A 25,292-nucleotide genomic window follows, 5' to 3' on the forward strand; every position below is an offset into this window, starting at 1 on the left:
GGGTGTGACAGTCCGGGAACTGATCGTCCTGGGAACGGCCAGCCAGGTTCCCACGCGCCAGCGCAACCACAACGGCTATCTGCTCAGGTGGGACGGCGAAGGCCTGCTCTTCGACCCCGGCGACGGCTCCCAGCGGCAGATGCTGCGGGCGGGCGCGGCTGCGAGCGACATCACCCGGATCTGCATCACGCACTTCCACGGCGACCACTGCCTGGGCGTTCCCGGCATCGTCCAGCGGCTCAGCCTCGACCGCGTCCAGCACACCGTCCACGCGCACTTCCCGCGCTCGGGCGCCCACTTCTTCGAACGCCTCCGGTACGCCAGCGCCTTCTACGACGCCGCCGACATCAAGGAGGAGCCGGTCGAGCAGGACGGGGAGTTCGCGAGCGGCCGGTTCGGCACGCTGGAGGCGTACCGGCTCGACCACGGCATCGACAGCTTCGGCTACCGGCTCGTCGAACCCGACGGCCACCGCATGCTCCCGGACAAGCTGAAGGAGCACGGCATCCAGGGCCCGCAGGTCCGCGTGCTCCAGGCCAGGGGCGAGCTCGACGGCGTGCGGCTGGAGGACGTCAGCGAACCCCGCAAGGGCCAGCGGTTCGCGTTCGTGATGGACACCCGGCTCTGCGACAACGTCTACGAGCTCGCGGACAACGCCGACATGCTCGTCATCGAGTCGACCTACCTCGCCCGCGACACCAAGCTCGCCGGCGACCACGGCCACCTCACCGCCCAGCAGGCCGCCCGCGTCGCGCAGGAGACCCACGTCCGCAAGCTCGTGCTTACCCACTTCTCCCAGCGCTACGACGACCCCACCGAGTTCCACGCCGAGGCGGCCGCGGAGTTCGACGGGGAGATCGTCATCGCGAAGGACCTGGACCGGGTTCCGGTGCCGAAGCGAGCCACTGGTCCCTGACGATCTCCGTCAACGACGAGTGCCGCGGCTCCCAGCCCAACGCGCGCAGCCGCGCCACGTCGGCCCGCTGGAACCGCACCTCGCCGGGGTGCGCGGGCTTCCACTCGACGGGCACCGCCCGTCCGGTCACGTCGTGCACGGCCGCCAGCACGTCCCGCACGGACGCGGCGGTCCCGCCGACGTTGTAGACCGACGACGTGCCCACGGAACACGCCTCCAGCGCCACGACGAACGCGGCCGCGACGTCACGCACGTGCACGAAGTCGCGCACCGCCGAGCCGTCGCCGTAGACCTCCATCCCCGGCGCCTTCCCGGCGGCGGACGCGACAGCCCGGGTGATCACCCGAGTGGTGTCCGTGTCACCTCCTCCAGCGACGTTGAAGAGACGGAGCGTGGTCGCGCCGATCTGCCCCGACCGCGCCGCCCACGCCACGAGATCCTCGGCGGCGGCCTTGGAGGCGGCGTACGGCGACGACGGCTCCCGGACCGACTCCTCGGTCAGCGGCACGTCCGACGGCCGGTAGACGCCACCAGTCGAGGCGAGCAGGAATCGTTGCCCCTTCAGGGCTTTGAGGAGGTTCAGCGTCCCGCCGACGTTGGTCTCCCAGTACGAAAGCGGATCAAGGAAAGACTCGCGCACACGGGCCGCGGCGGCCAGGTGGACCACGGCGTCCACATCCGGCGGCTCGAACGGCTCGGACAGGCGCTGACGGGACGCAACCGGTTCATGACCGTGAACCCGCAGCTCACGCACCACGGCCCTGCCCACGTACCCGGTGGCGCCGGTCACAAGAACTCGCACAAGTTGACCCTAAAGGTCCCACTCGGGTGAGCCGATAACACCCATGTGAGTTATCCCCATCGCGCTGTGCACACAAGCATCGCCGGGCTCCTGCACGATCACGCCGTGCACGAGTTCAAGCGGCAGGAGTTCCTGCGCAACGTGGCCGAGATCGTGGGCGCCGCGCCCACCCCCGGACCCACCGAGCTCACCGCGCCGTTGCCGTCGATCAACCCCAAGCGCAGCTTCCTCAACCGCGTTGACCAGGTCCTTCGGGACGCGGCCCGCTCCTAAGGGGCACCAGGATCCTCAGCTGATCCACTTGCCGCGGAGCTTGAGCCGACAGGCCCGCCGCAAGATTCATCCGGCCGTTGCCGGACCGTGCTTCGACACACATACCGGGTGGCTCTACGCTACGCGTCACCCGGCGATCGCCGGTTCATCTTCTGCTTCTTCTCAAAGCGGGTTCTCGGCGATGAATCATGTTCTCGCAGCGCTCAACGAGCGCCTCGGCAGGTTGTTCGGTGACAGGCTGGTCGTTCTGGCCGGTGGGACGCGTCTGGCAAAGCGCGCGCATGAGCTCCATGCGCTCGGTGCTCGCCATACGCTCGTGCTCGATACCGATGATCATGCCCCGCTCCATGATTCCCGGATCGCCCGCTGGGTCTCGCTGGGCATCAAGGGCAGCCTCGTCGCCGTCGAGCAGCGCCGCCTGGGCAAGCTGCTGACCAAGCCGAGTGCCGAGGTCAAGACGATCCTGCGCGAGTTCGACGCGCGCCGCGAAGCCGTCGTGATCAGCACGCCCTACAACGAGATCGGCGACTTCCAGGGCCGCCCGGTGCTCAACGCCCGGCAGCACGACTGGGTCGCGCTGGAGAACAAGACCACCATCGACGCGCTGTGGGACGAGCTGTCGGCCCGCCGCGCGCCCGCGATGGTGTTCGACCTCGACTTCGAACGCCTCTGGGGCGCCTCGGAGATCCTGGACCGCGGCGCCGGCGTCGTCTGGTCCGGTGACGGCCCCGCGATCAACGGCGGTGCGAACTTCGTGCGCCGCGTGCGGTCCTACGAGGAGGCCAAGGAGGCCTTCGAGGTCCTCGCGCCCAAGTGCGAGCAGGTCCGCGTGATGCCGTTCCTCGAGGGCATCCCGGTCAGCGTGCACGGCATCGTGTTCCCCGACGGCACCGCGGTGCTGCGCCCGATCGAGATGGTCGTGCCGCGCCGCCAGGGCCAGGCCAAGTTCCTCTACGCGGGCTGCGCGTCGTTCTACGACCCGCCCGTGTGGATCCGCGACGAGATGCGCAACCTGGCCCGCCGCGTCGGCGAGCACCTGCGCGGCACCGTCGGCTACCGCGGCACGTTCACGCTGGACGGCATCGCGACCGAGGACGGCTTCCTGCCGACCGAGATCAACACCCGCTACGGCGGCGCGATGGTCTGCTTCGAGGACGCCGTCCCGACGCTGCCGCTCGCGCTCGTCCAGGTCGCCCTGGTCGCGGGCTGGGACCTCGGCATCTCGTCGATGGAGTTCGAGGAGCTCGTGCTCCAGGCCGCGGACAACCACCGCGCCGGCGCGGTCGGCGCCAACGTGCGCGCCATCGCGCCGACCGAGGTCGACGAGCGCCGGGTGATCTTCACCGGCTGGGCCTGCCGCCTCGCGCACGCCGACGAGCCCGCGCACGCCACGCTGCGGCTGAGCCCGTCGCCGATCGGCGGCAGGCTCGACCTCGACCTGCACCGCGAGAACATGCCCGTGGGCGCTCCCGTGGCGGCGTTGACGGTCGCGGCGTTCGCGCTGGCGGACCAGGAGTGGGGCACGGGTCTCGGCGCCCTGGAACCCGCTATCGCGGTCGAGGACACCGTTCCGGTGGAGGAGACCTTCGAAGAGGCCGTGATCGCCTAGGACACGACCTGAGGCCTACCAGGCGCCCTCGTCGCCGTACGCGGAGTCGAGGGCGAACCGGTAGCCCATCAGTGCCGCGGCGACCTCACGTGGCTGGTGCGCCGGACGCACCAGCCCTTCGCCGAGCACCTTCGGGCGGTCGACGCCGAGTAACTCGGGCGACCGCCTCAACAACGCCGTGGCGATCTCGGCGGCGTCGGCGAGCATCTCCTCGCCGGGCAGCTCGGCCATCTCGCCCATGAGCCCGCCGACGAACGACGGCAGGCTCTCCGGCACCGCGCACGCCAACGCGACGAGACACGCCACCCGTTCCGACGCCAGCGCCTCGAAGATCTTCGGTGCGCCCTGCGCGACGGCGTGACGTGTCTGCGTGAGCCAGTCGGGAGCCGTGCGCGGCAGTTCGCGCCCAAGGGCGTTCCACCGGCGGTGCGTTCGCCGTCCGTCCTCGGTGAAGCCCTTGCCCGCCAACGCCATGGCGGCCAGCAGGAAGATCACCCGGTCGCGCACGTCCCCGGCGACCTTGTAGGACGCCCCCAGCTCCACCAGGAACGGCACGGCGCAGAACGACGCCTCGGAGACCGTGTCGTCGGTCAGCAGGCGGTCGGCGAGCGAGGAGAGCGCTTCCAGGCGCACGCCCGCGTCGGAGTCCATCAGGGAGCGCAGCAGGCGGGGCACGCGACCGGCGCCACCGCGGCCGTCGTAGACCTCGACCCAGGAAATCCTGTCGAGTCCGCGCAACGGGTCAGGCCGTTGCCAGGCACGCGGCAGCTCCATAGGGCGGAAAGGTACGGGATGTCACGGAAAGGTCATCGGCGCCTCGCCCGTACGATCTCGCCGTGTCCTTCACGGTGGCCGACATCTTCTCGGGTGCGGGCGGAATGAGCTACGGCTTCCACGCCCATCGCGACTTCCGGGTGGTCGGTGCCGCCGACGCGCAGATCGGCAAGCCGAGCTCGAAGCTGGGGTCGCTGCGCTGCAACGACACCTACCGCGTGAACATCGGCGTCGACCCGCTGGAGGTCGACCTCGGCAGGGTGTCGCCGGCGGCGTTGCGCGAGGTCTGGGGCCTCAAGCGCGGCGAGCTGGACGTCCTGCTGGCGTGCCCGCCGTGCTCGGGCTTCAGCCGCATCACCTCGCAGAACCACCTGCGCGACGACCCGCGCAACTCGCTGGTCGGCCGGATCGCGGTCTACGCGCAGGAGCTGCGCCCGAAGGTCGTGCTCGTCGAGAACGCCCGCGAGCTCGTGAAGGGCAAGCAGCGCCACCACTTCGACAGCCTCGCCGAGGAGCTCACCCGGATCGGGTACTCCGTCTGGGGCGGCACGCACATGCTGTCCCGCTTCGGCCTCCCGCAGCTCCGCGAGCGGACGCTGATGGTCGCCGTCGACGCCGGTCTGCCCCTGCTGACCTTGGACGACCTGTGGGAGGGCAGGGTCATCCGCCCGTCGGCGATCACCGTGCGGCGCGCGATCGGCAAGCTGCCCGCCCTGGAGGCCGGCGTGGCCGACCAGGACGACCCCATTCACGTCTCGCCGACTTTCTCCCAGGGCCGCAGCCTCGAAAGAATGCGCGCGATTCCCGCCGACGGCGGATCGTGGGCCGATCTGCTCCGCTCGCCGGAGACGGCAAAGTTGTTGAATCCTGCACAACACAAGATCGTCGAACAGCAGAACTGGGGTTCGCACCCCGATGTCTACGGTCGCATGTGGTGGGACGAACCGGCGCGGACGATCAAGAGGGAATGCGGTCACGTCGGCAACGGGCGCTATGCCCACCCCGTTCAGCACCGCCTCTGCACGGTCCGCGAGATGGCTCTGCTGCAAGGGTTTCCGAGGCAGTTCCGGTTCGACGTCTCGATTCTCGGGAACGCGTACCGGCATGTGGGCGACGCCGTTCCGCCGTTGATCGCCTACCAGTTGGCCGGACTCACCAGGTGGATTCTCACCGGCCGCCGTCCGGAGCCCCGCGAGATGTGCCTGCGCGGCACCTCGCTGCGTCCCGGCGACATTCGTCCGGTGGAAGTCACCGAATTGGTCGCCTGAACGTTGAACCGCGAACGCCCGCCATCCGTAGCGGGCTGCACGCAATTGATAACTGTTCAGCAACGAATCTAACGTCACCTGACAAAATCATTGCATCGCAACCCTATCCAAAGTGGACACCCACAGTAGCTTTGCGCTGGTCACACCCTGTGTATACCCGTCTCAATACCTCACTCAGTCGTGTGTAACCCGATCGGTTAGTGTCCGGTCGCTTCCTGTCGGTTCAGTGTCGACGTAGACGTGCCGACCGTCCCGACGGATGACTGACTTCCCGCCGCGTTCGGGCTAACTTCACGCGATCAAGGAGACCCATGGCTTCCCGGTTGAGGATCGGCGCGGCGCTGCTCGGCGCCACCGCCGCCCTGTCGTTCTCGGCCCTTCCGGCCCACGCCGAAGTGAAGATCACGCCGGACCGCGGCGGCCAGGAACAGGGCCACGACGTGTGGCTCAAGGACGGCGACAAGGCGCAGAAGCAGGGCACCTCGGTCATCAAGCTCCGCATCGAGGACGACAAGGACCGCACCAACGTCCTCGCGTACTGCGTCGAGCTGCCGACCCCGCTGAAGGACGGCGACGTCCTCAAGGAGGTGCCGTGGGACAAGCACCCCAACCCGAACACCAAGTTCAAGGGTGACAACCCCGGCAAGGTCCTCTGGATCCTGAACCGGTCCTACCCGAACAAGTCGGTCGAGGACATCCGCAAGACCTTCGGCATCGACAAGCTCGACAAGGAAGACGTCATCGCCGCCACCCAGGCCGCGCTCTGGCACTTCTCGGACAACGCCGAGCTCGACGCGAAGAACAAGAAGAACGACGCCGAGGTCGTCGAGCTGTACAACAAGTTCGTCAACGACGCCAAGGTCGAGGAGGCTCCCAAGCCGACCCTCGAGATCGACCCGACGTCGCAGTCCGGCAAGGCCGGCCAGAAGATCGGCCCGTTCAAGGTCACGACCACGGCCAGCGAGGTCAAGGTCACCGCGAACCTGCCGGAGGGCGTCACCCTGGTCGACGGCAACGGCAACCCGCTCGCCGTGCAGAAGAAGGGCGACGAGCTCGCCGTCAAGGGCACCGGCCAGAAGGTCTCCGAGTTCTTCGTGAGCGTTCCGGAAGGCGCGAAGGACGGCAACGCCACCTTCAAGCTGTCGGCCGAGGCCGAGATCGCGCTGGGCCGCCTGTTCGTCTCGCACAACGGCCAGGACGACAACGTCGCGCAGTCGCTCGTCGTCGCGCAGCCGCAGAAGGCCAAGGTCCAGAAGGAGGCCAAGGCCGACTGGAAGGCCGCGGTCGTCCCGACCCAGCCGTCGTCGACCCAGCCGACCACGCCGTCGTCCACGGCTCCGTCGTCGTCCACGCCGGTGACCCCGTCCTCCACCACCCCGGCCAACCCGGCTCCGGGTGGCGGCGAGGACGACCTGGCCTCGACCGGTGCCTCGATCCTGTGGCCGCTCGTCGGTGGTCTGGTGCTCGTCGGCGCCGGTGTCGGTGCGCTGTTCGTGGTGCGCCGCAAGAAGGCCGGTGCCTGATCTAGTCGGCACCCCCTAGACGAACGCCCCCAGGTTCCGCGCCGGTCCTGGGGGCGTTTGCCGTTTCCCGGCTATCGGCGGCTCAGACCCGCCACCGTGATGTCGCCGTCGGCGATCGCGACGTCCCGTTGTGAGGACGCCCCCGAGAAGATCGCCCGCGCCGGGTCGCGGAAGTTCTCCACGACCTCCACGCGCTGCACCGGCTTGGCCGTCGGGATCACGGTCTCCGCGTCCCAGGTGCGGCCGAACCGGACCAGGTACGTGTTCACGTTCGGCAGACCGTCCTCGGTGGCGTAGACCCGCCACGTGAACGGGTCGATCTCCTCCATGTCGCGGACCCTCAGCCCCCGCGCGACTTCCCTGGTCTCCCACGCGCGGCCGTTCCACGTGGACAGGTGGTCGTGCAGCGGCCCGCCCGCGTCGTCACCGGAGAACCACAGCAGGAACGGACGGCCGAGCGTCGTGCCCACCAGCTGGATGTAGTCGGGCGACTTGACGTTGTTCGGCAGGGTCAGCGGGGTCTCCGCGACCTTCAGGTACCGCTCCTGGTCCGCGTCGTCGATCTGCGTGCCCAGATCCTTCCCGGCCGCCGAGAAGAAGTGCAGCGTCCTCGGGTCGAACGACGCGTAGTAGATGTTGCGGTGGTAGCGGTCGTGCTTGTGGCCCTCGGGACCGCCGCCGGCCAGCGTGTAGACGATCCGCACCCGGCCGGTGTCCTCCAGGCGGAGCTGGCCGATGTAGATCTCGTTCATGTTGTCCGCGCGGGACGTCGACCCGATCGCGAACCGGTCCCCGGTCAGCTCCGTGGAGGTCTTCCACGTCTTCCCGTTGTCCTTGGACACGACGTAGAGCATCGGACGCGTGTCCGTCGGGACGGTCGGGTCGAGGTCGCCGGACGTCTCGCGGAAGAAGACGTAGATCGTGCCGTCGCGCGTGACGAACGGCATCGGGTACGTCGCCGCGTTCTTCGAGATCAGCGTCTCCTCCCAGACGCCGTCGGCCGAGTGGGCCTGAGGTGAGCGGGACATCCGCAGCTCGACGTTGTGCATGCCGCGGAAGACGAGCAGGTGCCCGTCCTTCGCCTGGACCATGGTCGGGTAGTTGTGCGAGTCGGCGTCACCGTCCGCGACCCGGTTGGGCGCGGACCACGTCGACCTGCGGTGGTCGTACGACTGGACGTAGCTGTCCTCGTACTGACCGGCCCACGAGATGAACGTCCTGCCGACCTCGCTGTCGTACACCCCGCCCGCGACGGGACGGCGGTCGCTGCGAGCCGCGACGTTCGTGGCCGTGGTCGTCACCGCGAACTGCGCCCTCCCTTGCGCCTTCCCCTGCGCGTTCTTCTGCGCGTCGGCCGTGGCGTGGGCCGAGGGGACAGCGACGAGCGGCAACAGCAGCACTGCGGACATAACTCCACGCAGGAGCCGTGTCATGTGGCGTGTCCTCCTGGTTCTGGCCGCGAAGGCGGCCGACCAGGCGGCGGCACGGACATCTTGCGTTTCGGACAGCCGACTTGTCCAGGCGCGGTTAGCGTGATCGCGGCTATCAACACGCGGGGCTCGCTCGGGTACCCTGCGTCAGGAGCGGAGGAGCACCACATGAACTTCGACGAGATCAAGAACAAGGCGCTTGACCTGGCCGAGCAGAACCACGAGAAGGTCGACCAGGGCATCGACGCCGCGGCGGACTTCGTCGCGGGCAAGTTCGGTCACGAAGAGCAGGTCGACTCGGTCGCCGAGAAGATCAAGGACATCCTTCCAGGTGGATGAGTGAACTCCTTCAACACCACTGACGCCGAGCGGGCCACCTCCGGTGCGGAGACCCGCTCTCCTTCTGCCCGCAGGCCCGAGATGATCACCTGGCAGGGCATCCACGAGCCACGGCTCGAACAGGTGCGCCTGCTGCTGTCGAGCGACCACCGCCTGCGCGCGTCCGGTCGCCTGGTCGCCGCCGGCCCCGACGAGCAGTTCAACGCCTCCTTCGAGGTCGTCGTGGGCGAGAGCGGCCAGGTCACCCGCCTGCTGCTGCGCACGGCCACGGTCCTCGAGGAGCGCCAGTGCTCCCTGTCGAGGACGGAGGACGGCGCCTGGCTCGTCGACCACGGCCAGGGCAGCAAGCGCGAGACGTTCAACGACGCCCTCGACGTCGACGTCCAGTTCGCCGTGCTGTTCAACGCCATCCCGATCCGCCGCCTGGCCCTGCACCGCGAGCCGGCCGAGCACGCGCTCCCGGTCGTGCGGGTGTCGCTGCCCGACCTCTCCGTCAAGGCGGTCACCCAGACCTACAAGACGGTGTCGGTCGGCGACGACGGGTCGGTCGTGCGGTTCAAGAGCGGCGGCTTCGAGCAGAACATCAAGGTCGACGCCAACGGCCTCGTCACCGAGTACCCGCTGATCTCGAAGCGGATCTAGCCGCGGGTTTGGAAGCCCTCCAAGAAGTACTTCCTTCGTGGCGAGTCGCGCCGTGACGGTGGAAGTGCTTCGGCCTGCCTTCTAGCTTGCCGTTCATGCCGAAACGATTCTCGAGCGTGGTGGGGCGCTCGTTCGGTGATGGCGTCCGCGACGCCATCCGGTCCACCGGGTTGACGCAGCGCCGCATCGCCGGGCTGCTCGACTGGGAGGAGGCCAAGGTCTCCGACCTGGTCAGGGGGAAGGGCGGGGTCACCGAGGTCGAGGTGGCCATGCTGCTCGGGCTGTGCCGGGTGGAGGCGGAGGAGTCGCGCCGGCTGCTGGCGCTGTTCAAGGAGACCCGCGAGAGGGGCGCGCTGCTCTTCTACGACGGTGGCGTGCCAAGCCAACTCCAAAACCTGGGCAAGCAGGAACGCCTCGCCGACGAGATTGTGGTGTGGTCGGCGCTCCTCGTCCCCGGCCTGTTGCAGATCGCCCCCTACATCCGCGCGGTCGTGCAGGCCGCACCTCTGGTGAAACCCGATGACGTGGACGCGGTCGTCGCAGCGAAGCTGGAGCGGCAAGCCGTCTTCCATCGCAGCCGCGAGTTCATCTTCTACATCCACGAGCAGGCGTTGCGACTGCCGGTCGGGGGTCAGGAATTGATGCGGGAGCAGGTGCGCCACGTGCTCGCGATGTCGGTCCGTCCCTACATCACCATCAGGGTCGTGCCCACGAACATCGGCGTGCACGGCGGCCTTGGCGGCTCCTTCGTGAAGCTGGCTTACGACAAGCACGAGCCGGCCGTCTTCGCCGAGACCAACGACCCCGGCCTGATCATCGAAGACAAGTGCTCGCTGGCCGGCTACGACGCGGTGCTCGCGCGGCTGAACCGCGAGGCATTGGACGAGGACCACTCGCGGACCTTGATCGCCGGCCTTCTGCCAGATGCACCGCCCGAAAATGTCAGACCTGCTTGAGACGATTGGAGTGGGACCCGTGTCCCCCCAGGGGGCGGTCTAGTCTGTATCGATCCCGTAGCAGCGAAGGCGCCGACCGCCCCTGCTGCGTCGGCCAGGAGCGGTCGATGATGCCGTGCTGTCAAGGCCGGTCGCTAGACCATCTCGCCCAGCACCTCGGGGTCGATCACGATCGGCGCCGGTCGGTACGCCGGCGGTTCGACGCCCATCAGCGTGCGCACCAGGAAGTCCCAGCAGCGCGTCCGCACGTAGGCCAGCCGGTCGATGAACAGGTGCTCGGCGCCCGGCACGACCAGCAGCTCGAAGTCCTTGCCGGCGTCGATCAACGCGTCGGCCAGTCGCAGGGTGTGGTCGGGGTGGTTGGTGTCGTCGAGCTCGCCGTGGATCAGCAGCAGCTTTCCGCGCAACTGGTCGGCCAGTTCGATGTTGGAGGCTCGGGCCCAGGCGTCCGGGTTGTCGGCGCCGTCGCAGGCCTCGGCCCAGCCCAGGGCGACGAACCTGGCGTCGTGCGAACCCGAGAGGGCGACGCCGGCGTGGAAGGTGTCCGGGAAGGCGAGCATCGCCCGGCCTGCCGCGAAGCCGCCGCCGGAGTGGCCCATGACGCCGACGCGGTCGAGGTCCATCCACGGGCGTGCCTCGGCCAGCTGGTGCAGGGCGGCGACGTGGTCTTCCAGACAGCCGGCGTCGGAGAGGTTGCCGTACGACTCGTCCAGGAAGGCCTTGGAGCGGCCCGGGGTGCCGCGGCCGTCCAGGGCGACCACGACGAAGCCGAGTGCTGCCAACGGTTCCGCGTCCAGGCCCATGCCGCCGGGGTCGAAGCACGGGTCGACCCTCGTGACCTGCGGGCCGGGATAAACGCTGTCCACCACGGCATAGCGGCGTGACGGGTCGAAACCGCGCGGCTTGTAGAGGATGCCGTAGATGTCGGTCACGCCGTCGGCTGCCTTGACGCGGAAGCGTTCCGGGGCGGTCCAGCCGGTCGCGAGCAGACGGGTGATGTCAGCGCGTTCCACCGAGACGAGCTCGCGGCCGGACCAGTCACGCACGCACGTCACCGGGGGAGTGTCCACAGTGGATGCCGAGTCGACGAAGCAGCGACCGTCCGGGGAGACCGTCACGACGTGGTCGAGCGAGTCGGAGGTGACGATCGCGAAACCGGTGCCGTCCAACGAAACCCGGCACACCGTGCGGCGGTACGGGTCCTCCGGGACCAAGCCGGACGCGGTGAAGTAGACGACGTCGTCGGCCACGTGCAGGATCTCGCGAACGAGCCATTCGCCCGCGGTGACCTGGTTCAGCAGCTCGCCGGTGTGCAGGTCGTAGCGGTAGAGGTGGCCCCAGCCGTCGCGCTGGGAGAACCACAGCACCTCGTCGTCGAGCACGTGGACGAGCGGCAGGCCGTACATGAACTGGTTGGGGCTCATCCGCCCCGGCCCGGTCTCGCTCACGACCACGCGGACCTCGCCGGTCACGGCGTCCATCCGGTTCAGGGTCAGGGTGTGCTGGTCGCGGGTGCGGCGCAGGAAGTAGACGGTGGAGCTGTCCGGCGCCCACCACGCCCAGCCCGCCATGATCGGCGAGAACTCCGGCATGAGCAGCGGGTCGCACTGGGCGTGGACCGTCGTGCCCTCGGAAACGTTGAACACCACCAGTTCCGCCAGCGGCAGGTGTTCGTCGCCGGGGTAGGCGTAGTGCTGGACGCGAACCGAAGGGGCGCTGCCGTCTGCCGGGCGTGACTCGGTGAGGTAGGTCTGGCGGACGTCGCGCTCGTCGGTGCGGTGGGCGAGGACCTTGGCCGAGTCGGGCGACCAGGCCAGGGCCGGCGGCATGTGCGGGAGGCCGAACTTCCGCATCAACGTCTGGTAGCTCATGGCGTCCGGGCCGTAGCCGTACCCGTGAGCCTCCGCGCCGTCGGTGGTCAGCGCCCACTCGCGGTCGCCGGAACGGGCCCAGAGGTCGTTGCCACGGCGGGAGACCGCGGTCTTGCCGTCGGGCGACCGGACCTCCAGCGGGTTGCCGAAGGAGGGCAGGAACGGCGTCGGGTCGAAGTCCGGCGTGCGGGTGCCCGCGGCCGGGTCGACGACCACGAACCGCCGGTCGTCACCGTCGCGGACCTGGTACCAGAAGCGGGCACCGCCGTCGATCCACTGTGGACGGACTTTGTCGCCGACGACGAGCTCGCCGGGGCGGGCGGTGCGGCGGAGGAGCTGTTCTGCGGCTTGGTAGTCGGCGGTGGTGCTCATGGTCTCTCCCCAGGTGGTCCGGTGTTTCCGATGGGCTAAAAGCTACGTTGCGTTTCCAATACTCGACAACAAGCTTGTTGCTCTGAGGAGAGGTAAAGCCAGCTCAAGGCTGTCAAATCATTGCAACCAGGCGTAAATCTAACGCAACAATTGTTGCAATGGGATGTGGCTGAAAGCTATGCTCGGCGCCATGCCAGGAGGTCGACTCACCCAGCAGGAACGCCGCCAGATCGCGATCGGCCTGGCCGACGGCCTCGCCTACGCGGAGATCGCGCGCGGCCTGGACCGTCCCACCTCGACCGTCACGCGCGAGGTGATGCGCAACGGAGGTCCGGCCGGCTACAAGGCCGATCTCGCCCACCTCGCCACCGAACGCCGGGCCCAGCGGCGCAAGCCGGCGTCGGCCAGGAACCGGCAGGCGGTCGAACGCGCCGACGGCCGCGACCCGGAGGCCGTGCGCGAGTTCGAGGAGGCGTTCTCCGGCATCTTCATGGCCCAGGGCCTGCCGAAGATGACGGCCAGGGCGCTCGCCTGCCTCTACGCCACCGACTCGGGCAGCCTCACCGCGTCCGAACTGGTCGCGCACCTGCAGGTCAGCCCGGCGTCGGTGTCGAAGGCCATGGCGTACCTGGAGAGCCAGGGCCTGATCGGGCGGGTGCGCGACGAACGCCGCCGCGAGCGCTACGTCGTCGACGAGGGCGACATCTGGTACCAGTCGATGATCGCGAGCGCCGACGGCACGTCACGGCTCGCCGACGCGGCACGGCAGGGCGTCAGCAGCCTCGGGCCGGGCACCCAGGCCGCGACGCGCCTGGAGAACATCTCGCGGTTCCTCGACTTCGTGTCGGAGAGCATCGTCCGTGCCGCCGAGCAGGCCCGCGACATCCTGCACCCCAAGGCTTAGACCCGCACCGCCACCGCGACGCCCTGGCCGACGCCCACGCACGCCGCCGCGATGCCGACACCGCCACCGCGCTGCCGCAGGTGGCGGCACACGTCGACGATCACGCGCGGCATCGAGGCGCCGAGCGGGTGGCCGTAGGCGATGGCGCCGCCGTGGACGTTGACCTTCTCCCGGTCGATCTCGGGCAGGTGGTGCAGCACCGACAGCGCCATCGCGGCGAACGCCTCGTTGATCTCCCACAGGTCGATCTCGGCGGCGTCGAGGTGCAGGCGCTTCAACAGCTTCCGGATGGCCGAGACGGGCGCGATCGTGAACCGGTGCGGTTCCTCGCCGGTCGTCGCGCTGCCCAGCACCTCGCCCAGCGGGTCGACGCCCAGCTCCTCGGCGATGGCCTCGGTGCCGAGCAACGCGGCCAGCGCGCCGTCGTTGAGCGGCGACGCGTTGCCGGCCGTCACCGAGCCGTTCTCCGAGAACGCCGGCTTGAGCTTCGCGAGCTTCTCGACGCTCGTGTCCGCCCGCACGTTCTCGTCGCGCCGGACCGCGGTGCCGTCCGGCAGCTGCACGGGGAACGCGAACCCCTCGTGCACGCCCGCGTCCCAGGCCGCCGCGGCACGCCGGTGCGACCGCAGCGCGAACGTGTCCATCTGCTCGCGGGTGATGCCGAGCTCGTGGGCGACCGTCTCCGCCGCCAGCCCCAGCGGCACGGTGTAGTGCTTGGGCATGCGCGGGTTCACGAGCCGCCAGCCCAGCGCCGTCGACACGGTCTCCATGCGGTCGGGGAACGCCTTGTCCGGCCGGGCCGTCACGAACGGCGCCCGCGACATGCCCTCGACCCCGCCGGCCAGGATCAGGTCGGCGTCGCCGGCGGCCAGCGCCCGTGCGCCCTGGATGATCGACTCGCCGCCGGACGCGCACAGCCGGTTCAGCGTCACGCCCGGCACGGAGACCGGCAGCCCCGCCAGCAACGCCGCCATGCGCGCCACGTTGCGGTTGTCCTCGCCGGCGCCGTTCGCGTCGCCCAGCAGCACGTCGTCGATGCGCGCGGGGTCGAGGCCGGGATGCCGGCGCAGCAGGTCGACGATCGGCAGGGCGGCGAGGTCGTCCACGCGGATGCCGGACAGGCCCCCTCGGTAGCGGCCGAACGGCGTGCGGGCGGCGTCGATGATCAGTGCACGGGCCATGGCACCCATCTTGCGGCACTCAGGGCTTCAGCAAAAAGGGGACGTAACCCGTTTCGGGCTGCACCGCTGAATCGGTGCTGAAGGCCTTCACCTCGATGGCGTGGGCTCCGGCGGACATCGCGCCCGTGTTGAGTGAAATCCGCCACCGGCCGGCCGCGGCGGGTCCGTCGGCCGCGGTCGGGATGGTCGCCACGTGCGTGTCGTCGATCCTGACCTCGAACCCGGCGAGGCCCGCCACGGCCGCGTCCAGGGCGTTGATCCGGACCTCCAGCACGACCCGGCCGCGGGTGAACGCGGCGCCGTTGTCGATGGGCTGACCGCTCGCGTCGAGGATCTCGGGGAACGGGTCGGCGAGCGTCGCCCGTCCGTCGACCAGGGGGGTGCCTGGCTGGCGGCGTGGCGGGCTTTGAGCGCCGGTCAGCTCGACGTCGGTGTGCGTGACCTGGATGCGGTCGGGGGTCGGCAGCTGCACGTTCACCGGGTCCGCGAACGCTTCCTTCGGCAGGTCGGCGACCGCGGGGTACTCCGCGCCGGGCTTCCACTGCGCGCCTTCGACGGCCGGTCGCAGCGGTGTGTCCACGCCGTTGATCTTCAGGGAGGTGAGCGCGGCGCTCTCCCGCGCCGGGATCAGAGCGATGCGGAGCTGGCCCGCGGTGACGCCCTCGATCGGGGTGACGGCGGAGGACGGCCCGTCCACGCGGACCTGCGGGACCGGTCCGGCGGGCGGGGCCTCGGCGTCGCCCGCCCGGTAGCCGATCAGGTCGATGCCCGCGCGGACCCGGTCGCCCGCGAGCGCCGCGACGCCGACCAGTGCCGTCGCCTCGCGCCACTGCGGCACGAACGGCGAGGTGGCGACGACGTCCCCGTCCCGCTCCACCCGCACGCCGGTGGAGGTCAGCACGATCTCCCAGCGCACGCTCACACCCGGCAGCGACGCCGGAACCGCCTTGGTCGTCGTGCCGTCCGGGGACAGCTCGACGATCGAGTTGCCCGCGACGTCGGTCGAGGCGGTCACGCGGACCGTGTTCGCGGGCACCGGGTCCGCCTGGACGCTCACCGGGCCCGGCACCAGGTCGAGCAGCAGCTTGCCGCCGTTGCCCGGCGCGTCGGTCTCGATCACGAACCGGCTCTCGCCGTCGGTCCGGACGAACGGCGTGCGGGACCTCAGCGTCACCGGGCGCGTGCCGCAGCTGCTGCTGATCACGAGCCGGTCGTGGTCGTCGCCGTCGCCCGAGGTCGCGCGGGCGCAGTCGGTGCGCTTGGCGAGCCTCCACCGCTGCAGGTCGGGCTCGTCGGAGCCGTCGAAGCGGTCGACGAACGTGTACGGCGCGTTGTCGGCGTTCGGGGTCGCCCTGGTCCTCGCGGGCTGGGAGTACTGGCCGAACGCGTCGACGCCGCGGATCTCGATCTGCTGCTCGCGCCCGTTCTCCAGGCCGTTCAGCTGGGTGCCCTGCCGGGTGACGAGCTTGGTGCGCTCGCCCCAGCGCACCTCGTACGCGGGCGCGTCGCCGTTCCAGGTGAGCTTGATCCGGTGGTGCCCGCCGCGCGCGACGACGTTAGACGGGGTGGCGGGACGGCCCTGCGGACTCGGCACGAGCACCTGCTCCGCGACGAACGGCTTGAGCTTCGTCGGCGGCGGGGGAGCCGTGGGCAGGCCGGAGTCGCTCCCGCCGGTGTCGCGCAACAGGATCACGCCGACCACCAGCGCGAGGCCCGCGACGGCGAAGGCGACCCGCTTCACAGCTGTCACGCTAAGGCGTTCACCCCAGCTGGAACACGGTTTCGGTGGTAACGGGTTCGCCATGGTCATCCGGAAGGACGCTGAGCTTGAGCCGAGCGTCCGAGCTGGAGGCCAGGTTCCGCGCGTCGAGCCAGAACTCGTGCCTGCCGGGGACGGCGTCGCCCTGCTCGTTCGTGGGCAGCGCGACGATCCGCCTGCCGTCCAGCTCCAGCTCGATGCCGCGGTGGCCGATGTCGTTGACCTCGGCCGTCACGAGGATGCGCCCGGAGCGCGGCAGCTTCTGCGGGGGCTTGGTGCCGTCCTCGTGCATGACGTGCAGACGTGGGCCGCCGGTCTTGATCCCGCCGGGGCGGTCCGCGAGCCGGGGGAGGGCCTGCGGACGGCTCTCCGGCTTGCGGATGACCACGAGCTGCGACTCCTGGGCGGCCGCGACCTTCCGCGCGACGGCGACGTCGGTGATCTTGACCTGGTTGCCCGGTTCCGGCGTGACGACCTTCGCCGCGATCGCGTCGTGGGGGACCTCGATGTCCTGCACGAGCGGGATGACCTCGGTGGGCACGACCCGTTCCGGCACGCCGCCGACGCCGAACGTGTCGAGGAACCCGCCGCCGTCGATGCGGATCCGCGGGTGCACGAGCGGCGAGCTGATCGCGACCGGTTCGTAGGCGACCACGACGCCGTCCCGCAGCGCGACGACCGCGTCCGTCAGCACCCGCATCTCCCACCGGTGCCGCACGCCCGCGACGAGCCCGGTGATCTGCGAGTCGCCGAGCGCGACCTGCTTGCCGGTGCGGGGCAGGTCCGGGTCGGCGATGATCCGCGTGCCCTGGGTCGTGATGTCGAGGCTGACCGCGCCGCGCGGCTGGACGTCGTTCTCCTTCAGGTACTGCCAGGGGTCCGGCAGCATCGTGAGCCGCACGTGGCTCGACTCGACGGCGCCGGCGACGCTGATGATCGCCCTGCCGACCGCGGCGTCCGCCGCGGGCAGGCCGAACCTGATCGGCGTGTTCGACTGGAACGCCGCCATCGGGCAGTCGACGTCGACCCGCTTGCTCGACCCGAACGGCCGCAGCCCCAGGCACTCCGGTTCCGCCTCGACGCGCCACTTGCGCGGGTCGAGCGCCTCCGGTCCGTCGAACCGGTCGGTCTGCCCGACGAGCTGGTCGTCCCAGCGGTCGTCGTAGAGGTCTTTGGGCGTGGCGGCGATCTTGAGCGGCTCCGACCGCTTGCCGGTCGCGCTGACGGCCCTGACCTCGACCTCGACCGGCGCGTCCGGGTTCAGCCCGGCGAGCTCGACCTCGGGACCCGGCACGAGCTGCTGGTTGCCGTTCCAGCGCACCTCGTAGGCCGACGCGGAGCCGTTCCACGCCACCTGCAAGGCGTCGGCGTCCAGCGCCCTGGCCTTCGCGTTGGCGGGCTTCGTCGGTTCCTGCAGCGCGACGACCTCGACGCCGTCGGCGATCTCCCGCTTCAGCGTGTCCGGTGCCTCACCCGCGCGCAGGGCCACAACGGCACCGACGACGAGCGCGAGTCCACCGAGCCCACCCGCGAGCGTCCGTCGATCCACTGGGCGACCCTACGACGTTTCCGCCGAGGCGGTGCTGCCGTTCAGACCAACCACACGTCCTCCACGAGATCCAAGGTTCCGCAACGCCGCCAGCGCGCCCGGCTTCGTCAGGTCGATCGTGACCGGCGTGCGTTTCGGCTGGTTGACCAGCACGTTTCGGCCGTCGTGGCCGGCCTCGATGGTCTTCGCGAGGCCGCCGGTGGACGCGAGCGACCCCCGAGCGGCTCCGAGCCGTCCGAGTGCGTCGTCGACGGCCATCAGCAGCGCGTCCCGGTTGCCCTCGCACATCGCGCGGACCAGCTCGGGCCTGCTGCCCGCGACCCGCGTGCCGTCACCGAAGCTGCCCGCGGCGAGCGCCATGGCGAGCGGCCCGCCGTCGGCCCCGACCGCCGCGAGAACCGCCGCCATGACGTGCGGCAGGTGGCTGATCCGCGCCACGGCCTCGTCGTGCTCCTCCGGCGTGGTGGGCACGACGTGGGCCTTCAGGTCCAGCGCGAGCCGCATGACGTCGTTGAGGTGCTCGCCGGCCTCCTCGGGCGTGACGACCCAGGCGGCACCCTCGAAGAGCGTCGCCGACCCGGCGTCCCAGCCGCTGCGGCTCGTGCCGGCCATGGGGTGACCGCCGACGAACCTGACGTTCTTCGCGTACCGGTGCACGGCGTCGTGCACGGGCCCCTTCACGCTGGTGACGTCCGTGAGGCGGGTGCCCTCGGGAACCTTGCGCAGCAGGTCGGGCAGGGCGGGCAGCGGCACGGCGAGGACCACGAGCGCCTCGGGGTCGCGGTGCAGGGCCTCCTCCACCGACGTGATGTCGAAGCCCTCGGCGCGCGCCTTGTCCGCGTCTTCTCTGCTCGCGGTCGCACCCCACACCGTGCGTCCGGCAGCCTTGGCGGCCCGCAGCACGGAGCCGCCGATCAGTCCCAGTCCGATCACGCACACGTCTCGCACGCGTCCATCATTCCGTGTGAGGGGTGATCGGACTAACAGCGTCCTCCGGTACTGGTCAGTTGGAGCCGGCCGGCTCTTGTGTGCTGAACCTGGACAGGAACGTCATCCACGTACCGGCGCCGTCGGTCACGAACACGAGTCCGTCGCCGTCGGCGTCGATGACGCCCTTGAGGATCTGACCCTCGTCGAGGTCCGTGGTGACTTGCTCGAGGTGTTCTGCGCGCACCCAGCACTCGACCTCGTACACCACCACCTGCCACCAGGTCGTGCCGTTGACGGACACATCACCCAGCATCTGGCAGTCGGGGGTGACCAGTCTCGTGGAGACCAGGTACTCCATCAGCGGGTAGGTGAGATCCAGGCGGATCCAGCCGATGAACACGTCTTCGTGCATCACCAGGATGTCGTCACGGGTCTCGCACCGCTGGAGGAGATGAGTGGCGACGCGAATGCCCGACGAGGTCTCGATGACGTACAACTCGCCGAGCATCGTGAGGAGGACGCACTGCCGGGTCGCTCGGTGCAGGTCGTGCACGAGGACCACCTGCCCCTTGTGGTCGTTCGGGCCGATCACGATCCGCATGTACAGGTGGGGTTGCGTGACCTCCGACTCGGGGAGCCACGGCAGGCTTTCGAAGACCTCAGCCGGAAGCGGGAAGGTCGACTTGTCCGGGAAGCTGAGCAACTGGCTGGTCTGGTCGTACACCGCCCGCCGGAGCTTCTTGTCGCTCTTCCACGCTTGGCTCGGGTCGAGCTGTTCGAGGACGGACATGTCGAAATAAACCTTCTTCTTGTTGCTCGCTCGGAGGAAGAACGCGGGTTTCTGGAACTCGTACGCCTTCTTCCGGTCGTTTTCGATCCTGTTGTCCGGGAGGTGGAACAAGAGGCCTTCCACCAGTACGAACTTCCGCTTGGTGTCGAACTCCCCTTCGGGAAGCTTCTTCTCCCAACTGGCCAGTGCGCCATCCGGAACGGGATACTCGAGGTTGGTTCCCGTCTGCTCCCCGGTGAGCTTCGTCGGGTGCACGAACGTCAACAGTTCGATGGCGCAGAAACCTCCACTGCCCGGGTTGGTCCGCACGATGCAGCGCGGCAGTCTTTTCGCCTTGAGGTTGAAGTCGAGAGCCATCGTCGAAGCATCGTCACGGGTGTGGTGGGTGTTGTAGAAGTACCAACCGCTCCGCTTGACCAGGCCACCGACGGACGGCAGGAAGACGTGGCCCGGTGCGTGACCTTCCGGCTCGACCACGTTCGCGACCAGGTGTTCCAGCTTCTGCCGCTGTCGCACGATCTCCTGCATCGCGGCATGGGATCCCGGATCGTCCATCTCGACCGGTGTGCAGTGTTCGCGCGGTGCGGCCCACGCGACACGTCCTTTGGACGTCAGCGCTCCGTGCACGAAGAAGAACCGCGAGACTTCATTCTGGCTCAACAGGCTCTTGAACTTCTGGTCCGGAAGCGGCTTGTCCTGACTTTTGGTGGACGACCACACGACCACCAGATGGTGAAACGAGATGGACCACTTGCTGTAGTCGCAGACGAAGTGGACGGTCCCGTCCTGCTGGGCCATCGCGTCCGGGAAGTTGAGCGAGGCGTGGTCGAGCAGCTTCCGCACCCGGAGCAACCGCTTCTGCAGTCTTTGTTCGGCCGCCGCGTGTTGCTTCTGGCTCACCGCCGCGTTCTCCTGGGCCTGCTCCCACTTGGCCGCGTTCTTCTTGGACGGCTCAGCCGGGGCCGAGGAGGCCTGTGCTGCCGGGAAAGCCGCTGTCTTCGCGGCGCTGAGCCGGACATAGGCCGCCGCCAGCAGTTCCTGGATGAACCCGCGATTGGTCAAGTACCACTGGCGCGCGGCTTCCTGCTGGGGCTTGGTCAAGGCGTTGTAATGCTCGGCGCCCTGGTGGAAGTTGTGGTCACCGTCGCGCCAGAGGTGCAGGTTCTCGAACACGGGGTTGTTCGGAGTGGCGTGCACCTGCCCGCACACCGTCGTCCTGAGCGGCTTCCGCAGGTTCAGGGTGAGGTGGAAGCCGGGGTGGTTCGCGCACTGGTACACGGCCGATGTCGCTGAACCGTTGTTGGTCCTCATCCACGTGGTGCCGTGGAGCTGGAGTTGAGCGGGAGGGAACTGGGCTCCCGTGGCAGCCGTCATGAGGTCCAGGGTGGGCAGCGCGGGGCCGCTCGGAGGTGCCCTGGAGGGCACCGATCCGGGCGACCCGCGATCACCTCAGGGCGTCCAGCGCGAACGCCGCGTACGTCGCCACCCCGTGCTCCATCGCGGCCTCGTCGAACAGCACGCGGTTGGAGTGGTTGGGCGCCGCGTCGTCCAGCTCGATGCCGCGCGGGCAGGCGCCGAGGAACGCCATCGCGCCCGGCACCCGTTGCAGCACGTAGGAGAAGTCCTCCGCGCCCATCAGCGGGTCGGCCATCGGTTCGCTCCACGACGGCCCCATCGCCTTGGCGGCCACGTCGAGGACGTGCGGCCCGACGACGTCGTCGTTCACCGTCACCGGGTAGCCCGGCACGATGCTGACCTCGGCGTGACATCCGTACGCCGCGGCCGTGTGCTTCACGACCTGCTTGAGCTCCTTGTGCACGAGCGCGCGCGTGGCCTCCGAGAGCGTCCTGATCGTCCCGTCGAGGGTCGCGACCTCGGGGATGATGTTGGTCGTCGTGCCGGCGTTGATCTGCGCGACCGTCACCACGGCCGGTTCGTGCACGCTGACCCGCCTGCCGAGCATCGTCTGGATCGCCCCGACCATCGCCGCCGTCGCGGGCACGGGGTCGAGCGCGTTGTGCGGCATCGCGCCGTGGCCGCCGCGGCCCTTCACGTGGACGTGGAACGTGTCCGCGGACGCCATGATCGAGCCCGGCCGGCACGTCACCACGCCCGACTTCATCGTCGAGGTGACGTGCAGCGCGAACGCCTTCTCCACGCCGTCGTCGAGCAGTCCTTCCTCGATCATGTACCGGGCGCCGTGGTACCCCTCCTCGCCCGGCTGGAACATGAACAGGACCTTGCCGCGCAGGGCGTCCCGCCGGTCCACCAGCAGCCGCGCGGACGACGCCAGCATCGCGACGTGCGTGTCGTGCCCGCAGGCGTGCATGGCGCCGTCCACTTCGGACGCGAACGGCAGCCCCGTGTCCTCCTGGAGCGGGAGCCCGTCCATGTCGCCGCGCAGCAGCACCGTCGGCCCCGGCTCGTCGCCCTCGAGCACCGCCACGACGGAGCTCGTCGACTCACCCTTGGTGATCTCCAACGGCAACCCCTCCAGCGCGTGCAGGATCGCCGCCTGGGTCTTCGGGTTCTGAAGTCCCTGCTCAGGCTGGCGGTGGATCTGCCTGCGCAGCGCCACCGTCCGTGGCTGGAGCGCACGCGCCCCTTCGAGCAGTCCGACGAAACGGGGGTCCGGCGTTGATGTGCTCATCTCCCGATAGTGGCACCACCTCGGCTACCGGGAAGGTCGTCTGGGCCCTACGGTGTGCTCATGACACAGCAGGAGCCGGTCAACGGCTTCGCGGTCGCGGTCGTCCGGGAGGACGGCCGCTGGCGGTGCAGCAGGATGGACAGCTCCGCGCTGTCGGAGCTGGACGCGGCGATCACACAGCTGCGCCAACTGAGGTCGACCGGAGCCGTGTTCGGACTCCTGGCCGTCGACGACGAGTTCTTCATCGTCCTGCGCCCCGTGCCGGGCGGGGTGGCGCTGCTGCTCTCCGACGCGGCCGCCGCCCTCGACTACGACATCGCCGCCGACGTGCTGGACCTGCTGCGCGTGGAACCCCCGGACGACGAGGACAACGAGATCTGGCCGGAGGGTGACCTCGCCGTGCTGGCCGACCTGGGCATGCCCTCGCACGAGCTGCAGATCATCGTCGACGAGGTGGACCTCTACCCGGACGAGCAGCTCCAGATGATCGCCCAGCGCATCGGCTTCATCGACGAGCTCACCAAGCTCCTCGACACGATCCAGGCGTGAACCCCTCCCCGGAGGACATGGTCCGAGCGGCCCTGAAGGCGGCCGCCGGCTCAGGCGCGGACGTCCCGATCGGCGCCGTCGTCTTCGCTCCGGACGGTTCTGTGCTGGCTGAGGCCTGCAACGCCCGTGAGGCCTTGGGCGACCCGACCGCACACGCCGAGATCCTGGCCCTGCGTGCGGCGGCTGCGCGCTTTGGCGACGGCTGGCGGTTGGACGGCTGCACCCTGGCCGTCACCTTGGAACCGTGCACGATGTGCGCCGGCGCGTTGGTGCTGGCACGTGTTTCTCGTCTCGTCTTCGGCGCCTGGGAGCCCAAAACGGGCGCCGTCGGGTCCCTGTGGGACGTCGTGCGCGACCGCCGCCTCAACCACCGGCCCGAGGTGCAGGGCGGCGTGCTGGAGGACGAGTGCGCTGACCTGCTCGAACGCTTCTTCCGGACCCAGCGTTAACCCGGTGGATCCGGCTGTGTATTGTTCTTACCGGTGGCGTGTCCGAGCGGCCGAAGGAGCACGCCTCGAAAGCGTGTGAGGTGCAAGCCTCCGTGGGTTCAAATCCCACCGCCACCGCTGACGAAGGGCCCCGGATCACTCCGGGGCCCTTTTCGCATCTTCAGAACCTCACCGCGGCCAGGAACTTCTCCGCCAGCCCCACGTCTCCGGTCACGTCGAGCGCCTCCGCTCCACGCCGTTGGTAGAGAGCCAGCACGAGGTCGGTGACCGAACCGCGCACGGCCACGTCGCACGCCTGCTCGCCCTCCACCGCCCGCGGCCCGGTGAGATCGACCGTCCACGCGCACGACGGAGCCTCGAAGTACAGCGACCCCGCGCCGAGCAGGTCGGCGGCGTCCGGGCGGATCGTGAAGATGAACGGCAGCAACGTCGTCATCCACTCCCGCACCGTGTCGCGGAGGACCGTCTCGTCGGCCGAGAACGGCAGGCCGAGCGCGTCCAGCGCGTCGAACCGGTGGACCACCGTCTCGTGCGCCATGCGACGGCTCCAGAACCGCGGGCCCGGCAGGCCGAGCATGACCGCGATCGGGTCGTCGATGCCGACGCCCAGCAGGGCGTCGGACAGGAGAGCCGCGCCCTCGGTCAGCCACGGCGCCAGCTCGGCGGAGGTCTCGCCCGCGTACCCGGAGACGGAGTGCGCCCTGCTGAACGACCTGTCGGTTTCCGGCACCCGCCGTTCGACCATCTCCGCGACCCACCGGTGGGCGTACCCGAGGTGGCGCAGCAGCTGGTTCAGCGTCCAGTCCGGAGTGGCCGGCACCGTGATCGACAGGTCCGCGCCGTCCAGTGCGGACACCAGCGCCGCGGTCTCCGAGACGATCGTGGCCGCGCGGTCGGGGTAGCTCAGCATCAGAACCTCACCCGGTCCAGCATCAGCGACAGCAGCTCCCGATCACCGAACACCTCCAGCCCGTACACCGACCGACGCCGGTACACGGCCAGCACCAGGTCGACCACGGAACCACGGACCGCCACCGAAGCCTTCTCGTGCCCCTCCCGCACCACCGGCCCGGCACCCGTGAAATCGATCACGAACTCCGCCTCGGCATCCGTCGCATGTAGGTGCACAGACCCGGCGCCGAGGAGCGGAGCGGTCTCGGACGGCCACCGCTGGAACGCGTACGGCACCGCGAGACCGGTCCACTCGCGCAGCGTGTCCTGGGCGATCTCCACGTCCAGCGAGTACGGCACGCCCAGGGCGTTGAACGCGTCCCACCTGTGGATCGCCGTCTCGTGCGTCATCCGGCGCGACCACACGCGCGGGCCCGGGAAGCCGTTCACCGGGGCGATCATCTCCTCCGGGTCGACCTCGCCGAGCACCTCGCTCAGCGACGCGGCGCCCTCCCGCAGCCATGGGATCAGGGTCGCGGCGGTTTCACCCACATACGACGACAGGTGCTGCGCCTGGTTGCGGGAGAAGTCGATCTCCGGCAACCTCTCGCGCAGCATCGTGTCGGCCCAGCGGTGGGCGTGGCCGAGGTGGCGCAGCAGCTGGTTGAGCGTCCAGTCCGGGATCGACGGGACCTGAATTCCCAGGTCAGCGTCGTCCAGAACAGACACGAGCAGCGAGGTCTGGTTGATGATCTCGGCGCGGCGGCGGTCGTAGCTCGGTATCCCCATGCGTCACAACGTAGGGACGCCGGCCAGCGCCTGGGAGGGGCCCACCGGCCGGCGTTCCGAGAATGAGCATACACCA

The 25,292-nt window shown here is 69.5% G+C and carries 24 protein-coding genes and 1 tRNA gene; 12 read left to right on the top strand and 13 right to left on the bottom strand.

Annotated features, from left to right (window positions below; all coding sequences use genetic code 11):
- Positions 1–4 precede the first annotated feature (4 nt).
- Positions 5–916, top strand: a complete 912-nt coding sequence (locus tag ACFWV3_RS28350; protein ID WP_382415409.1) for a ribonuclease Z — start codon at positions 5–7, stop codon at positions 914–916.
- Here ACFWV3_RS28350 and ACFWV3_RS28355 read toward each other — a convergent pair.
- The gene (locus tag ACFWV3_RS28355) at positions 861–1,718 is read right to left on the bottom strand and encodes an NAD-dependent epimerase/dehydratase family protein (protein WP_382415411.1); all 858 of its coding nucleotides are present in this window, start codon (positions 1,716–1,718) and stop codon (positions 861–863) included. The two genes, ACFWV3_RS28350 and ACFWV3_RS28355, sit on opposite strands and share 56 nt — an antisense overlap.
- A gap of 66 nt (positions 1,719–1,784) precedes the next feature.
- Here ACFWV3_RS28355 and ACFWV3_RS28360 point away from each other — a divergent pair, with 66 nt between their 5' ends.
- Positions 1,785–1,991: a hypothetical protein gene (locus ACFWV3_RS28360; protein ID WP_382415413.1), complete on the top strand. Its 207-nt coding sequence runs from the start codon at positions 1,785–1,787 to the stop codon at positions 1,989–1,991.
- Positions 1,992–2,136: 145 nt separating this feature from the next.
- On the opposite strand, the gene ACFWV3_RS28365 is transcribed toward ACFWV3_RS28360, so the two are convergent.
- Positions 2,137–2,328 (bottom strand): hypothetical protein, encoded by a 192-nt coding sequence (locus tag ACFWV3_RS28365; protein WP_382415414.1) that lies wholly within the window; start codon positions 2,326–2,328, stop codon positions 2,137–2,139.
- Between ACFWV3_RS28365 and ACFWV3_RS28370 the strand changes: the two genes are divergently transcribed.
- On the top strand, positions 2,308–3,600 hold the full coding sequence (locus tag ACFWV3_RS28370; RefSeq protein WP_382415416.1) for a hypothetical protein: 1,293 nt from the start codon (positions 2,308–2,310) through the stop codon (positions 3,598–3,600). The two genes, ACFWV3_RS28365 and ACFWV3_RS28370, sit on opposite strands and share 21 nt — an antisense overlap.
- Positions 3,601–3,615: 15 nt before the next feature.
- Here ACFWV3_RS28370 and ACFWV3_RS28375 read toward each other — a convergent pair whose 3' ends face one another.
- Positions 3,616–4,374, bottom strand: a complete 759-nt coding sequence (locus ACFWV3_RS28375; RefSeq protein WP_382415418.1) for a hypothetical protein — start codon at positions 4,372–4,374, stop codon at positions 3,616–3,618.
- Between the two features lie 62 nt (positions 4,375–4,436).
- Here ACFWV3_RS28375 and ACFWV3_RS28380 point away from each other — a divergent pair, with 62 nt between their 5' ends.
- The gene (locus tag ACFWV3_RS28380) at positions 4,437–5,642 is read left to right on the top strand and encodes a DNA cytosine methyltransferase (protein WP_382415420.1); all 1,206 of its coding nucleotides are present in this window, start codon (positions 4,437–4,439) and stop codon (positions 5,640–5,642) included.
- A gap of 311 nt (positions 5,643–5,953) precedes the next feature.
- Positions 5,954–7,165, top strand: a complete 1,212-nt coding sequence (locus tag ACFWV3_RS28385; protein WP_382415422.1) for a thioester domain-containing protein — start codon at positions 5,954–5,956, stop codon at positions 7,163–7,165.
- Positions 7,166–7,236: 71 nt separating this feature from the next.
- Here the strand turns inward: ACFWV3_RS28385 and ACFWV3_RS28390 are convergent, their stop codons facing one another.
- Complete coding sequence (locus ACFWV3_RS28390; RefSeq protein WP_382415424.1) at positions 7,237–8,574, bottom strand: BNR-4 repeat-containing protein; 1,338 nt, start codon at positions 8,572–8,574, stop codon at positions 7,237–7,239.
- A 189-nt stretch (positions 8,575–8,763) separates the two neighbouring features.
- Here ACFWV3_RS28390 and ACFWV3_RS28395 point away from each other — a divergent pair, with 189 nt between their 5' ends.
- The 3 genes from ACFWV3_RS28395 to ACFWV3_RS28405 all read left to right on the top strand — a co-directional run bounded on the left by ACFWV3_RS28395 (position 8,764) and on the right by ACFWV3_RS28405 (position 10,532).
- Positions 8,764–8,934: an antitoxin gene (locus ACFWV3_RS28395; protein ID WP_089907918.1), complete on the top strand. Its 171-nt coding sequence runs from the start codon at positions 8,764–8,766 to the stop codon at positions 8,932–8,934.
- On the top strand, positions 8,935–9,576 hold the full coding sequence (locus ACFWV3_RS28400; protein ID WP_382415426.1) for a putative glycolipid-binding domain-containing protein: 642 nt from the start codon (positions 8,935–8,937) through the stop codon (positions 9,574–9,576).
- Between the two features lie 95 nt (positions 9,577–9,671).
- Positions 9,672–10,532 carry a Scr1 family TA system antitoxin-like transcriptional regulator gene (locus ACFWV3_RS28405; protein ID WP_382415428.1) on the top strand — a complete coding sequence of 287 codons (861 nt, stop codon included), beginning with the start codon at positions 9,672–9,674 and terminating at the stop codon, positions 10,530–10,532.
- Positions 10,533–10,666: 134 nt separating this feature from the next.
- Here ACFWV3_RS28405 and ACFWV3_RS28410 read toward each other — a convergent pair whose 3' ends face one another.
- Positions 10,667–12,775: a DPP IV N-terminal domain-containing protein gene (locus tag ACFWV3_RS28410; protein WP_382415430.1), complete on the bottom strand. Its 2,109-nt coding sequence runs from the start codon at positions 12,773–12,775 to the stop codon at positions 10,667–10,669.
- Positions 12,776–12,965: 190 nt separating this feature from the next.
- Between ACFWV3_RS28410 and ACFWV3_RS28415 the strand changes: the two genes are divergently transcribed.
- A complete protein-coding gene (locus ACFWV3_RS28415) occupies positions 12,966–13,679 on the top strand; it encodes a helix-turn-helix domain-containing protein (protein ID WP_382415432.1) in 714 nt (237 codons plus the stop codon).
- On the opposite strand, the gene ACFWV3_RS28420 is transcribed toward ACFWV3_RS28415, so the two are convergent.
- The 6 genes from ACFWV3_RS28420 to ACFWV3_RS28445 all read right to left on the bottom strand — a co-directional run bounded on the left by ACFWV3_RS28420 (position 13,676) and on the right by ACFWV3_RS28445 (position 22,538).
- Positions 13,676–14,860, bottom strand: coding sequence for a thiolase family protein (locus ACFWV3_RS28420; RefSeq protein ID WP_382415434.1), 1,185 nt, complete (start codon positions 14,858–14,860; stop codon positions 13,676–13,678). The two genes, ACFWV3_RS28415 and ACFWV3_RS28420, sit on opposite strands and share 4 nt — an antisense overlap.
- A gap of 19 nt (positions 14,861–14,879) precedes the next feature.
- Entirely contained in the window at positions 14,880–16,601 is a 1,722-nt protein-coding gene (locus ACFWV3_RS28425; RefSeq protein ID WP_382415436.1) for a hypothetical protein, read from the bottom strand.
- A 19-nt stretch (positions 16,602–16,620) separates the two neighbouring features.
- Positions 16,621–18,168, bottom strand: coding sequence for a fibronectin type III domain-containing protein (locus ACFWV3_RS28430; RefSeq protein WP_382415438.1), 1,548 nt, complete (start codon positions 18,166–18,168; stop codon positions 16,621–16,623).
- A gap of 9 nt (positions 18,169–18,177) precedes the next feature.
- On the bottom strand, positions 18,178–19,116 hold the full coding sequence (locus tag ACFWV3_RS28435) for a prephenate dehydrogenase (RefSeq protein WP_382415440.1): 939 nt from the start codon (positions 19,114–19,116) through the stop codon (positions 18,178–18,180).
- 55 nt (positions 19,117–19,171) lie between these two features.
- Entirely contained in the window at positions 19,172–21,262 is a 2,091-nt protein-coding gene (locus tag ACFWV3_RS28440; RefSeq protein ID WP_382415442.1) for a hypothetical protein, read from the bottom strand.
- A 70-nt stretch (positions 21,263–21,332) separates the two neighbouring features.
- Complete coding sequence (locus ACFWV3_RS28445) at positions 21,333–22,538, bottom strand: M20 family metallopeptidase (RefSeq protein WP_382415444.1); 1,206 nt, start codon at positions 22,536–22,538, stop codon at positions 21,333–21,335.
- Between the two features lie 60 nt (positions 22,539–22,598).
- Here ACFWV3_RS28445 and ACFWV3_RS28450 point away from each other — a divergent pair, with 60 nt between their 5' ends.
- The 3 genes from ACFWV3_RS28450 (at position 22,599) to ACFWV3_RS28460 (ending at position 23,653) form a co-directional block, all read left to right on the top strand.
- A complete protein-coding gene (locus tag ACFWV3_RS28450) occupies positions 22,599–23,087 on the top strand; it encodes a tRNA adenosine deaminase-associated protein (RefSeq protein WP_382415445.1) in 489 nt (162 codons plus the stop codon).
- A 17-nt stretch (positions 23,088–23,104) separates the two neighbouring features.
- Positions 23,105–23,536: a nucleoside deaminase gene (locus ACFWV3_RS28455; protein WP_382415745.1), complete on the top strand. Its 432-nt coding sequence runs from the start codon at positions 23,105–23,107 to the stop codon at positions 23,534–23,536.
- Positions 23,537–23,568: 32 nt separating this feature from the next.
- Positions 23,569–23,653 (top strand) — tRNA-Ser (locus ACFWV3_RS28460).
- Between the two features lie 43 nt (positions 23,654–23,696).
- Here ACFWV3_RS28460 and ACFWV3_RS28465 read toward each other — a convergent pair.
- Together ACFWV3_RS28465 and ACFWV3_RS28470 are read right to left on the bottom strand one after the other, a co-directional pair.
- Positions 23,697–24,446, bottom strand: coding sequence for a maleylpyruvate isomerase family mycothiol-dependent enzyme (locus tag ACFWV3_RS28465; protein ID WP_382415447.1), 750 nt, complete (start codon positions 24,444–24,446; stop codon positions 23,697–23,699).
- A complete protein-coding gene (locus ACFWV3_RS28470) occupies positions 24,446–25,216 on the bottom strand; it encodes a maleylpyruvate isomerase family mycothiol-dependent enzyme (protein ID WP_382415449.1) in 771 nt (256 codons plus the stop codon). The genes ACFWV3_RS28465 and ACFWV3_RS28470 overlap by 1 nt, the downstream gene beginning before the upstream one ends.
- Positions 25,217–25,292: the final 76 nt, after the last annotated feature.

It is taken from the genome of Lentzea sp. NPDC059081 (assembly GCF_042738015.1).
In the GTDB taxonomy this organism is placed as follows: domain Bacteria; phylum Actinomycetota; class Actinomycetes; order Mycobacteriales; family Pseudonocardiaceae; genus Lentzea.